Here is a 13,061-nt window from a genome sequence, read left to right as displayed (position 1 = left end):
ATTCTTCACTACGCTTTCGTTTCATTCTGAATGACAAACTGACTTTTAAATTTTCAGGAGTGAGAAACTATTTAATATATTTCTCCAAACCAATTTTCAAATTTTTCAAATCTTTCAACGCCAATTTTGCAACAGATTCTGCTCCAAGCGTTGACAAATGCGTGTCGTCATCTTTTCCTTTTGGATAATAAGGATCTTCGCCTTCTTTATAATGTAAATGTAGTTTTTTTGAATTTTCAGGACCATAAGAAATTTCTAACTGTTCTGTCAATAATTGCATATCTACAAATGGAACTTTCATATCATTGGCAACCATTCTTACGACCAATGGATATTCTTTATGAGTATCTACCAAAACGCCTTTTTCATTGAAATTTCTTCTTACAATTGATGTCATCAGAATCGGAGTTGCGCCTTTTGCTCTGGTTTCATTCACATATCTTTCGAGATTGGCTCTGTATTGAGTATAAGGATTGGTAAATTTTGTGGAATCATTCACCTTCTGATCATTATGACCGAATTGGATGATCACAAAATCACCTTTTTTAAGCTGTTTCTCAACTTTATCCCATCTTCCTTCCGTTCTGAAACTTTTTGAACTTCTGCCGTTCATTGCATGATTCTGAATTTCAATTCCTGTTAAAAAATTAGGAAGAACCTGTCCCCAACCGTGTTCAGGGTTTTTATCGGGATTTTCTTTATTCGCCATTGTCGAGTCGCCGATGAGGAATAAGGTTTGTTTTTGTGCGAATGCTATTATTGAAATGAAAACGGATAATAGTAAAAGAAATTTTTTCATTTTTAAATTGATTTTTTATTAAACTTATAAAGATGCTTCGAGAACCTTAACATGACATCGTTAATACTAACTGTTTTAATATGCACTTAATTAGCGCAATGTTTTACCAGTGTCATGCTGAGTTTGTCGAAACATCTTATTTATTTATTATTTGGATTCCAACCATCGAATATTTTTTCTAAAGTATAATTTTTCAAATCTTTTTTCGTCAGTTGATGCGACCAGCTTACGCGATTTGTTGTGTTTCCGCCGTCGCCTTTACTTCCAAATTCTGCATAGAAAGCCGTTTTCTCTTTATCAGGAAACATTTTATCGCCTTTCCAGGGATTCCAGCCTTCGGGAAGGATGTGTTTTCCCATTTCTGTGTTGATAAAAACTGTTTTTGCATAAGATCTCCAAGGTCTTCCTAAATATACTTTTGTAATGCCTTCTTTAGCAATTAATTGACAATCAAAAAAAACAAAACCGTACTTTCTGTCGGCTTCTGTTGCGGCTGCGGTGATGTAAGAATCGGCTAAACTTTTAATTGTGCAGCCTTTAAAAACAACTGTTGCCTGTCCGAAAATAAAGTCTGTTGTTCCTTCGATATAACAGTGTTCAAAATATTGTCTGCTGTGATTGGTCGCGGAATAAATTGTGTCCTGACAACCCAGAATTTTCGAATTTTTAATGATAAAACGGTCACCTTCCACATGAAGAGAAACCGCCTGTCCTTCATTACAAGAGCCGTTTTGAATTGTCAGATTGCTGATTTTAATCTCATCACCCATCACCAACAAAGTATAGGAATTAAATGTCGTCATTTTTTCATTAAAAGCATCCAATTTTCCTGAAAAATCATTGTTCGTAATGATGGTATTGTCTTTATTTTCGCCTTCTAACGTGATTTTATGTTTTGAAGAAGGAATAACAACTTTTTCATTGTAAGTTCCGGATTTAATGACAATCAAAGCTTCGGAAGGTCCTAAATCTCGAATTGAATTGATCGCTTTCTGAATCGATGTAAAATCCCCGCTTCCGTCTTTTGAAACGGTAATTTTGATGTACGGATCATTTCCTGCGAAGAGAAAATTTGTCATCGAAATGAAGAGAATTATAAATAATTTTTTCATAAACTGATTTTATTATTTTTTTTGACGCAAAGATTTTTTTGTAAAACCGCATAATTTTTAGAAAGCAAAGGCAAATAAAATTTGCTTCGCGAAGCTATGATGATAACTTCATTAAATCAACTTGTTGATTCATCTTTGCTCACTAAAATATTCATTTATATTAAATTAAATCTTTGCGTTTAAAATTATTTCAAAACTTTATTTAAAAAGTCAACCGTTAAATTCAATGTTTCTGTAAACCAAGGTTCTGCAGACCAAAATGAATGCGGCGAATCTTTAATTTCATGAAATTCTGTCGGAATATTATAGCTTTTCAATTTTTTCATCATATCATCTCGCCCTGCATGAAAACGAGGCTGCGAACTGTTGATGAAAAGAGTAGGAGGTGTGTTTTTATCCACATATTCCAGAGGTGAAGCTTCCGTCCAGTTTTTTAAATTGACATTTCTGTCACCGTCCAACCAATATGAAGCATAAGTACTTTCCTCAGCTTCCGGATGAATAAACGAAACAATTCCGTCAACATTGACAATTGCTTTAATTTTATTTTTTGATTTTACGCCGACCAAAGTGGCAATCTGAGCTCCTGCCGATTCACCCAAAACTACCATTTTCTTTTTATTTAAAGAATATGTTGAGTGATTTTTCTTTAACCATTTGATGGCTGTTTCAACATCTTCAACTCCTGCCGGATATTTTGCGACATCTGCCAATCGATAACCGACTGCGATTACGGTGTAACCTCTTGAAGCCAATTCCATTGCCATGAATTTTTCGTTTTCTTTGCTTCCCGAAATCCAACCGCCGCCGTGAACCATTGCGATTCCGGGGTGTTTTTTTGTATTGTCGAGAGGATAGTAGACATCGGCTTTTAAAGAAATTCCATTGACGTTGGCATATTCTACATTCTTATCAATTGTGATATTTTGTGGAACCGGTCGGTCAATAGGAGATGTGAAAGGATATTTCTTCTTGAATTTTTCGTAGGTTCCTTCGTTGGTGTAAGGAGTGGCATTCGGTCGATTTATTTGCCCGAATGCCATTGTCCCCACAAAAAAAATAGAAATATAAGTATGTTTTCTGTTAAAAATCATTCGCTTATGGAATTTTTTTAATGCTGTTTGTTTATTTTTAATGTGTTGGAAAATCGCAAAGGCGCAAAGTAGGGTTGCAATATTTACGTCTTTGCGATTCTCCAACTATTTAACTGAATTTTTAGCTACATCAGTTCCGATAGAAATTGCGTTTTTATCATTCGCTATTTCCCTTGGTAACAATACAAGTCCCGATTTATTTCCTAAAATCTTGATGTACGGTTTATTCTGTGATTCAAATTTTACCGTAGATAAATTAATATTTTTACTGTTGTAAACCGTTATTCCTGTTCCTTCAGAATATTTAAGATTAACATTTTTTAATGTAATTCCGTCTGCATCTACAATGGTCATTGCTTTTTTTGTGTCAAACTGAGAATCTTCGATTACAATATTTTTAAGATTCATTTCCGCTAACCCGAATAAAGTAATGGCTTCATAAGAATTAACGGCATTAATGTTTTTAAAGAAGATATTTCTGAAAATCGGAGTTTCTTCCGTTACAGGATATACTTTTTCAGGTGCTTTGTTGCCTTCCTGTTTTTGTCCGTCTTCTAAAACCGGAGAACTTCCTTCGTAGAACATGTTGAAGCCAATCGCCTGTGTCGGAATATTAATCATATCAATATTGTTAATGTAAATATTTTCAACAATTCCACCTCTTCCGCGGGTTGTTTTGAAACGGAGACCGATATCGGTTCCGATGAAAGTACAGTCGGAAACGTGAATATTTCTAGCTCCACCTGACATTTCGCTTCCTATAACGAAACCACCGTGACCGTGATACACGATATTGTTTTTAATGATCACATTTTCCGTTGGCATTCCTCTTTTTCTCCCATCTTTATCTTTTCCTGATTTAATACAAATTGCATCGTCACCGACGTCGAAAGTATTGTCGTAAATCAAAACATTTTTACATGATTCCAAGTCTACACCGTCGCCGTTTTGTGAAAACCAAGGATTTCTAACGGTAAGATTTCTCAAAATTACATTTGAACACATCAACGGATGCAGGTTCCATGCAGGAGAATTCTGGAAAGTTGGTCCGTCTAACAAAACTTTGTCGCAACCCACTAAACTTACCATTACAGGACGAAGAAAATCTTTAACCGATTGCAGCTCTTCTCTAGAAATTTTATCAGGAACATTGAAACTTGAGCTGCTTTCAAATCCTTTTTTATAGCTTTCTGAAGGATACCACGTTTTACCATCAGAAGATAAAATTCCGCCGGATTTTACGATTTCTTTCCATTCAGATTCTGCCATTTTACTTTTCTTGATGGCTCTCCACGCATCACCGCTACCGTCGATTACACCTTTTCCTGTGATGGCAATATTGATTGCATTTCTTGCTGAAATCGGAGACTGACAACGGATGGTATTTAATCCTTCAAAGCTCACGTCAACCAAAGGATAATCGTTTTTATATTTGCTAAAAATAATGAACGCGCCTTCTTCTAAGTGAAGATTGATGTTGCTTTTTAACTCAATAGGTCCGGTTAACCACATTCCGCGTGGCACGACTAATTTACCGCCACCTTTTTTGCTAAGGTCTTCGATTGCTTTTTTGAAAGCTTCCGTATTTTTTACTTTTCCGCCTGATACACCACTGAATTGTGTGATAGAAACTGTATTCGCAGGAAAAGAAGCTTCTGTAACCTGAGGCATTTTAAACTCTACATTCTTATAAATGTCCATGTTCTGAGCCTGTATTTGTCCTGAAAACATCATAGCTACAACGAAACCAACAACTCTGAAAGACTTCTTCATTATTTATTTTTTATTCGATTTAATTATATTTTTAAATTCTCTGAAAACGAGCGACGCCACTACTTTTGCGCCTTCCGGCTGGAAGTGAGTGTTGTCTTTTTGACCTTTAGGATAAGCTTCATACAGTCCTTCCGGAAGATTCATAAAGTAATGAGTGGTCGTAAAATCCTGTCCTTTTTTGGTAAAATATTCCATTGATAATTTATTTAAATCAATGTAAGGAACGTTCATTTCTTTGGCAATATCAATCGGAGCCTGAGCATATTCTCCGTGCACATTTTCCAATTTTTCGTTTTTCCATGGATAATTTCTCGCAACAGGTGTTAAAATGATTGGGTTTCCACCTTTTTGTCTTGTCTGGGAAACAAATAATCTTAAAAATTCTTTGTATCCCTGAATATTTACATAACGTTCCGGATTTTTTTCTGAACCGTCATTATGCCCAAACTGTATGATCACATAATCATTTGGTTCTAAATGTTCGTACACATATCTCCATCTTCCTTCCTGAAAAAAAGTTCGGGTGCTTCTTCCACCATAAGCTCTGTCAATAATTTCAACAGAATCTGTTGTAATGGCTGCTTTTAATGAAACTAAACTGTCTTTCACAAAAAACGGTTGAAAAACCTGTCCCCAACCCGTAATCGGATAACGGACTTTCATATAATCTTTTCCAGGCTCGTAATCTCCTGCATAATCCGCCATTGTGGAGTCTCCGATGAGATAAATATGGGTAACTTTTTTATTGCGCTTTTCCGTTGACTTTTGTGCCTGAGTTTGTGATTGACACGCAGACAACAGCAAAACGATGAATAAAAATGAAACTATATTGTATGTTTTTTTTGTCATTGATTTTAATTTTTCCACAAACCTTATAGGTTTTTAAAACCTATAAGGTTTAGATTAGAACTTCAAATTAATTTTTAGTAATTCTAAACCAATCAAAATCTGCATATCCACCGCGAGATGCTTTTGCTGTGCTTACGCTGTACAAACCGACTTTGGCTCCGATCCACTTTCCGGGTTTTGCCTGGAAAACGTCGCCGACTTTTGTGAAAGTTTTTCCGTTTTCACTGTAGCTGAATTGGCATAAACCATTCGGTTCATTGATATTCACTTTTAAATAAGCTTCGTTTCCTTTTAATTTTGTTTCAAATAAAACTTTTTCTTCACCGCCTTTGTCTGCTTTTTCGGCTCTTTTTAATTGTAAATAATATCCGTCGGGTTTGTTTGTAATCACGATTGATTCATGATCTAGTCCCATCACTAATAATCCTGTTGTTTTTCCTTCTTTGGCATCTTCGGGTATTAATTTCACTTTCGTAGAAGCCGCAAAATTTGGAGCCGGGAATTTTTGAGTTAATAAATTGGGGACATTCCAAAGGTTTTTTTCTCCTTCAGGAACTTTCATTGAGAATAATCTTAAAAATTTTTGTCCCGGAAGCTTTGATGACCAGACGATATTTTCATTCGCGCTCCATTGCCACTGAATTCCTAATTTTTCACCATCAAATTCATCTGTTTCATCTGGTGTAACGATAGGGTAGGATTGACCGACGTTTGGCTTTTTATAGGTTAAAACAGGCTCTCCAATTCCGTTTTTATTATTGTCGACCCCCATGATAGGCCAGTCTTTTTCCCATTTCATTGGTTGAAGATGAACAATTCTTCCGTAGGTATCAACATCCTGAAAATGATAGAACCAATCTTCACCAGAAGGCGTGTCTACCCAAGCTCCCTGATGAGGTCCGTTGATTTTTGTGGAACCTTGTTCCAACACGATTTTCTCTTCGTAAGGACCATAAATATTTTTTGACCTTAATACCAATTGCCATCCCGTTGCGACACCGCCCGCAGGAGTGAAAATGTAGTAATAGCCGTTTCTTTTATAAAATTTTGGACCTTCAACCGTCGGATGCGCATCGTGACCGTCAAAAACATGAACTCCTTTATCTAAAACTTTTGTTCCTTCTGGATTCATTTTATTAACGGTTAATAAACTTTTCACACCGGCACGGCTTCCCGCCCAACCATGAACTAAATAGGCATTTCCGTTGTCATCCCAAAGCGGACAAGAATCGATGAGACCTTTTCCTTCCATCACTAAAACTGGTTTTTCCCAAACTCCGAGTGGGTCTTTAGTTTTCACCATATAAATTCCGAAATCGGGATCACCCCAATAAATGTAAAATTCTCCTTTGTGAAATCTGATGCTTGGCGCCCAAACTCCGTCACCTCTTTTTGGGGTGGAAAAATGTTCGGCGGGTAAAATATCCTGAATCGCATAATTCACCAATTTCCAGTTGACCATATCTTTTGAATGAAGAATGGGCAATCCCGGCGTTTCATTGAAACTTGAAGCTGTCATATAATAATCGTCACCGACACGAATCGCGTCCGGATCGGAATAATCTGCGTACAAAATTGGGTTTCTGTAATTTTTTCCCTGATCTGCAGTCCAAACTTCGGAAACATAGTTTTTTTCCTGTGCGTTGAGATACGTTGAAGCAACTGAAAATAATGTAATTGCTGCTATATTTAAAATTTTTGTTCTCATAAAATCAGATTCATTATTTAGGTGATAGGGATTAGGTTGCAGATCTATTTTTCAAATTCTAAACTTGCCAAGATGAAAGGTCCTGTTCCTTTTGCATCGTTGGAACGAATTTCCTCATTCACATAATATTCATAAGAACCGTCTCTGTAAGGTTTTCCGCCTAAACCTGCTACTGCACAACATTTATTTAAATTAACAACTCCATTTTCATCAACTGTAATTAAATTTTTGATGATTCCGTCGTAACCTTTTTTGGCAGCAGCTTTATATGATTTTGGTAAATATCCGTTGTTAACAGATTTCATGATCGTATAAACAAACATCGATGAACCGGTTGCTTCCAGATAATTTCCTTTTTCACCGCCTTTATCCAACACCTGATACCAAAGTCCGGTTTCTTTATCCTGAACTTTGATTAAAGCATCAGTATAAGATTTTATGTAAGAAATTAATTTTGCTCTTCCCGGATGATCTTTAGGTAAATAATCCAAGACATCTACCATCGCCATTCCGTACCAACCCATCGCTCTCGACCAGAAATTTGGAGATTGCCCTGTTTCTTTATTTGCCCAAGCCTGTTCTTTGCTTTCATCCCAAGCGTGATAAAGAAGCCCTGTTTTTTTATCTAAAAGATGTTTTTGAATTAAGTCAAATTGGTTGATAATATCATTGTAAGCCTTGTCTGCGTCGGCTCCCGTTACAAAATCTTTGGTGTAGTGCGTGTAGAAGGGTTCGCCCATGTACAATCCGTCCAGCCACATTTGATTTGGATAGATTTTTTTATGCCAGAAGCCGCCTTCTGATGTTCTTGGCTGCCCGTCGATCTGGGAACGAAGCGTTTTCAAAGCCTTTAGATATTTTTCTTTTTTCTCTTTTTCATACAAATAAAGAAGCACATTTCCGCTGTTCAGAAAGTCGATGTTATATTTGTCGAGTTCATAGGTAAGGATGGTACCATCTTCTTGTATCAGCTTGTCTCCGAAGCTGGTGATATAATTGTAATATTCTTTTTTGCCGGTTTTTTCATAAATTTTTTCAGCGGCATCCAAAACAATTGCTGTAGGGTAAGTCCATTTCGGGCTTTTGCTGAAATCTATCATCCAGGATTCCGGGAAGCGGTGCATTTCGGAAAGTAACATTCTTTCAGACCATTTCAGATTGGTAGGAACTACTTTCCCGGATTGAGATTTTGAAACCTGGGTTTTTGTTTGAATTGCAACTTTTGATTGAGCGCAAGTCAAAAATAGTCCTGAACTTAGAGCGGCAAATGCCAGTATTTTTATTTTTTGATTAATGAAATTCATTTTTTTAGCTTTAAAGTTGATTTTTTATCTGATTAACCTTGTCCTTCTGTTATTTTTTTCACAATATCATTAAAGTAAACTTCGATATTATCATAATTTTTATCTAAATCATGTCCGTTTGCGTTGGCAACTTTTGGATTTAGTTTGTTCTTAATTTCCCATTCATCGGGCATTCCGTCGTTGTCTGTGTCTGTTAAAGATTTTCCTTCATTCAATTTTGGAAATCCGCCGACATCGTTTTGCGAATCGATGATTCCGTTGGTACTTCCTTTTGAACCTTTATAAGTGAAACTTCCATTTTTCACATCTTTTAAAACATGAAGATCAATCGCATCTCTCATCAAACTTGCCCCTCCGAACTGTAAAACTTTTTCATAAGCTTCTTTCGCAGAATAGGTTTTGACATTATTCTGAATATCGTGCGGCTGATTAATTTTTATGGAACTTTTATCTTTATCCGTCAGATTATAAGAAGGTTTCATTTGATTGAAAACACCTTCCGTCCAGTTATCTTTTGTGACTTCCGGACTTCCTTCTACAACGTTTCCGCTGATGTAATATTTGCCCCAGATGTTGTAAACTTCGGTTTCGGGTTTTTCGTTTTTATCGATGGCAACAACTCTTTGTCTGGTCATTGTTGCGGGGCCCGGTTTGTAGTAATTATTGACGATATTTACGTTCATTCCTTCGCCGCCGTAGATATTATTGTGGCCCCAATTGTAAATTACATTATTCCTGAAATCGGTAAGATCTGTCAGTGCAAATTTACTTCCTGCATATTCTCCCAATCTAGGATTTCTGCTGTCATGATGGGCATAAATATTATGATGAAAAGAAGCAAATTTTCCGCCTGCAATTCCGCCGTATCCGTGTGGACCTTTCTGATGAAAAGAATTTCTCAGGCTTTCTGCAATGACGCACCATTGAAGCGTCGTATTTTCGTTGACATAAATGGAAACCGTCTCGTCTGTAGACCAGCTCATCGAGCAATGATCCACGATTAAATTTTTAATAAATCTTGCGCCAAAAGCATCGCCTTCATATTTTTTCTGATCACCCATCCTGAATCTCATGTAACGCACAATGACATTATTAGCAGTTACAAAAGTTTCATAATTGGCAACGGTAATTCCGTCTCCGGGAGCGGTTTGTCCGGCAATGGTGACATCACCTTCTTTTATTCTGAGCGGAGATTCCAGATAAATGGTTCCGCCAGTTTTAAAAATGATATATCTCGGACCTTTTTGATCTAAAGCGTATCTCAAGGTACCTTTCGAACCGTCGTCTGTGAGTTTATCAATCACGTACACCTTTCCGCCGCGTCCGCCGGTTGTGTATTTTCCGAAGCCTTCTGCACCTGGAAAACTTACAATATTCTGAGCTTCAGCAAAAATTGAAATTCCGCATATAATCCCTATCGTCAATAATTTTGTGAAGTTTTTTTTCATGATTGAAAATTCTTTTGGTGTTGATTTTTAATCTTAAAAATTATTTTAAACTTTTTTTCGGATTCCAGTTGTCGTTTCCTTTGAGAATATTTTGTGATGTATATTTTTTACTTTCTTCCTTTGTTAATTGATGTGACCATGAAATTCTTTTTGTAATATTCGCTCCGGCTCCTTTTGAATTGTATTCTGCGTATAAAGTTGTTTTTTCAGCATCGGGTTTGCCCCAGTTGTGCCATCCTTCGGTTTTTATCGTTTCATTAATTTCACAATCGATATAAACTGTTTTGGCAAAAGGTCTCCACGGTCTTCCTAAATAGACTGATTTTTCTTTGGCGTTTCCGATAATTTTTGAGTTGATAAAAACAAACCCGAATTCGTTTTCCTGTGGAGTAGAAGCGGCTGTCACATAAGATGCGCTTTCTTTGGAAAAAATTGTACAGTTTTCAAAAACGGCTGTTCCGGCTCCGAAAATATAATCGGTTGTACCTTCGATGTAACAGTTTTTAAAATAATTTCTTGAAGGCTTTGTTTTATTTTCTAAATCCTGAACTCCTTTTAAATATAAAGTATCCTGATTTCCTAAGAATCTGCAGTTTTCGAAAGAGATTCTGTCACCTGAAGTTAACACAGCAACGGCCTGTCCGACTCTTCCTGAACTGTTTTCGAATGAAATATTTTTTGCCGTAAAATCATTTGAGTGAATAAAAATCGTCGAGGAATTTGTTGTTCCGATATCTTTTCCCTCCGAATTCTTTTTTGAAGCAAAATCATCGTAAGTGATGATGGTGTTTTCAGGATTTTCGCCTTCCATTAAAATCGCCCCTTTTGTTTCGGGAATGGTAATTTTTTCTTTGTAAATTCCGGATTTAATTAAAATTTTTGTTCTTGTAGAAGAACCATTTTCAACGGCATCGATGGCTTGTTGTATTGTAGTGAAGTTGCCTTTTCCGTCTTTCGAAACTGTGATTAGCTGATCCGTAGTTTTGAAAGAAAGAAGACTTAGTAAGACGATCGAAAAGATTGAAAAGATTTTAAAACTTTTAATAAAATTGGAGGTTTTCATTGAAAGATTTTTAGTTAAAATACAGACTTCTCTTTTTACGGAGAAAGCCTGTATTTCTTTGATATGAATGTGAAATTTTTTATCTAGTAACCGTAATCCTGTGTAAGATTGTAGTTAGAATTTACAACATCTAACGCCAATGGAAGTAATTCTTTTTTGTTTGGCTGGAAATAATATGCATAACTCTTAATTGGATCACCACTGATGTATGGCTGAGTCATGGCAAGTCTCCAGTTTACTTTTGTATATCCTGAAGGTGTTGCCACACTTTGATTCGGGCTATAGAAAATGTCTGCTTTTGCAACTCCGGTAGCTGTATAAAAATCAATGTCAGAAACATTTTGCTGAGCTGTTTTTGTAGGAGTATAAGTTACTTTTTTATAGAAAATATATTCCGGAACGTTGGCATAAGCTCCTGTGCCATTCATAAATTGGGTAAGCTTAGCTTTTGTTTCGTTAATTTTAGTTTCTAATAAATTCCAACGGATAAGGTCATATTTTCTAAGTCCTTCTCCACCAAATTCCAATTGTCTTTCTTTTACAATATAATTAAAGAATCCTGTTTTGTCTGTAGGAATAGTTCCTACCTGTCCCAAATTGCCTGCATAAGCTCTTTGTCTTACAGACATCACTGCATTAATAGCCTCTGTGGAAGGTCCGCTGTGAAGTTCGTTATCGGCTTCAGCAAACATTAATAAAATATCAGAATATCTTAATAAAGGCCAGTCGATCCCAAGATTCTGAGAAGTTCCTGTAATCGATGTCCAGGATTTTCTGAATTTACCGTCATTCCAGTTGATAGATGTCTGAAGTTCTTCCTGTTTTGTAGTATTTACTCTGAAGATGGCGATATTAACGTCTCTTCTTAAGTCATATTTAGTGAATTCATAGAAATACACAGGAATTGCGTTGATTCCTCCTGAAGATTTCCAATCTGTATCATCATGTCTCAAACCGTTGTAGTACCCAATTTTACTGTCTGTTCTGGAGTTTCCTCCGAATGCCCCTATTGCATAGATTACTTCATTCGTTGCGTCCTGAGTATTGGTATGTAAAGATCTGAATAATCCTTCATAACTTGGATTCAGCTGATGCTGTCCGGAGTTCATGATATCTTTACACTCATCATAAGCAATCTGATAATATTTTTGAGGATTAGAACCTTGTAACATCTGCTGTGGACTTCTTCTTAAAGAATATCCGGCTCTTGCCAAAGCGATTCTTGCTCTTAAACCTTTTACGGCGCCTTTTGAAATTCTTTGAGCGGTAGTTCCTCCTTCAGATCTCCAAGGAACAAGACCTTCAGCTTTTAATAAATCATCGAGAATTTTATCATAGATAATGTCTCTGTCTGTTTTTGCAAGATATAAATCCGGAAGATCTGCCGAAGGAACATCCTGAAACGGAACATCTCCCCAGTTTTTAATAAGATCAGAATAAAACTGAGCTCTCAGCGTTAAAGCTTCACCCAAATATCTGTCCATTAATTTTTTGTCTGCTGCAGAACCTGTCTGATAAACAGGAGAAAGCGGAATGTTTTTAATAACAAGGTTTGCTCTCTCAATACCGGCGTAAGTATCTAGGAATGGTCTTAAAAGCTCTGTATTTGTAGGAATTGCACCAAAGCAACTGATTCCTCTTCTGTCATTGGCATTATAATCTCCTGAAGTTCTTAAATCATCTCCTGATTGGGTAAGAATCAGGTTCATTCTCTGACCATAGGTATTATCACCCATAGTTGCGTTGTAAACTCCCACCAATGCGGAGAAAGTATCAGAAGCTGAGTCGAATTGCTGTGCTTCAGCAGTATTAGATAAGCTTTCTACATCCAGATATTGTTCACATGAATTTAAAGATATTAGTCCAACAATGGAAAATAGAATAGCTAAAAATTTATTTTTCTTCATAATA

At 36.4% G+C, this 13,061-nt stretch carries 10 protein-coding genes; all 10 read right to left on the bottom strand.

The genetic code is table 11. The annotated features are described in order from the left end of the window. Nucleotides 1-67: 67 nt before the first annotated feature. The 10 genes from ABD745_RS11610 to ABD745_RS11565 all read right to left on the bottom strand — a co-directional run bounded on the left by ABD745_RS11610 (nucleotide 68) and on the right by ABD745_RS11565 (nucleotide 13,057). Nucleotides 68-799, bottom strand: a complete 732-nt coding sequence (locus ABD745_RS11610) for a rhamnogalacturonan acetylesterase (protein WP_344829799.1) — start codon at nucleotides 797-799, stop codon at nucleotides 68-70. Nucleotides 800-939: 140 nt separating this feature from the next. Continuing rightward, nucleotides 940-1,911, bottom strand: coding sequence for a pectinesterase family protein (locus ABD745_RS11605; protein ID WP_344829797.1), 972 nt, complete (start codon nucleotides 1,909-1,911; stop codon nucleotides 940-942). Nucleotides 1,912-2,096: 185 nt separating this feature from the next. Then, nucleotides 2,097-3,005 (bottom strand): alpha/beta hydrolase, encoded by a 909-nt coding sequence (locus ABD745_RS11600; protein ID WP_344829794.1) that lies wholly within the window; start codon nucleotides 3,003-3,005, stop codon nucleotides 2,097-2,099. Between the two features lie 105 nt (nucleotides 3,006-3,110). After that, nucleotides 3,111-4,778: a glycoside hydrolase family 28 protein gene (locus ABD745_RS11595; RefSeq protein WP_344829792.1), complete on the bottom strand. Its 1,668-nt coding sequence runs from the start codon at nucleotides 4,776-4,778 to the stop codon at nucleotides 3,111-3,113. Between the two features lie 3 nt (nucleotides 4,779-4,781). Continuing rightward, a complete protein-coding gene (locus ABD745_RS11590) occupies nucleotides 4,782-5,627 on the bottom strand; it encodes a rhamnogalacturonan acetylesterase (protein ID WP_344829790.1) in 846 nt (281 codons plus the stop codon). 67 nt (nucleotides 5,628-5,694) lie between these two features. After that, nucleotides 5,695-7,335, bottom strand: coding sequence for a glycoside hydrolase family 43 protein (locus tag ABD745_RS11585; RefSeq protein WP_344829788.1), 1,641 nt, complete (start codon nucleotides 7,333-7,335; stop codon nucleotides 5,695-5,697). Nucleotides 7,336-7,379: 44 nt separating this feature from the next. Beyond that, nucleotides 7,380-8,639, bottom strand: coding sequence for a glycoside hydrolase family 88/105 protein (locus ABD745_RS11580; protein WP_344829785.1), 1,260 nt, complete (start codon nucleotides 8,637-8,639; stop codon nucleotides 7,380-7,382). Between the two features lie 32 nt (nucleotides 8,640-8,671). Beyond that, nucleotides 8,672-10,087 (bottom strand): pectate lyase family protein, encoded by a 1,416-nt coding sequence (locus ABD745_RS11575; RefSeq protein WP_344829782.1) that lies wholly within the window; start codon nucleotides 10,085-10,087, stop codon nucleotides 8,672-8,674. Between the two features lie 40 nt (nucleotides 10,088-10,127). After that, a complete protein-coding gene (locus tag ABD745_RS11570) occupies nucleotides 10,128-11,150 on the bottom strand; it encodes a pectinesterase family protein (RefSeq protein ID WP_344829779.1) in 1,023 nt (340 codons plus the stop codon). Nucleotides 11,151-11,233: 83 nt separating this feature from the next. Next, nucleotides 11,234-13,057: a RagB/SusD family nutrient uptake outer membrane protein gene (locus ABD745_RS11565; RefSeq protein ID WP_344829777.1), complete on the bottom strand. Its 1,824-nt coding sequence runs from the start codon at nucleotides 13,055-13,057 to the stop codon at nucleotides 11,234-11,236. Nucleotides 13,058-13,061: the final 4 nt, after the last annotated feature.

This window comes from Chryseobacterium ginsenosidimutans (genome assembly GCF_039536845.1).
Taxonomy (GTDB): Bacteria; Bacteroidota; Bacteroidia; order Flavobacteriales; family Weeksellaceae; genus Chryseobacterium; species Chryseobacterium ginsenosidimutans_B.
The sequence above is the reverse complement of the archived record's forward strand: the minus strand, read 5'-3'. Positions and strand labels throughout refer to the sequence as shown.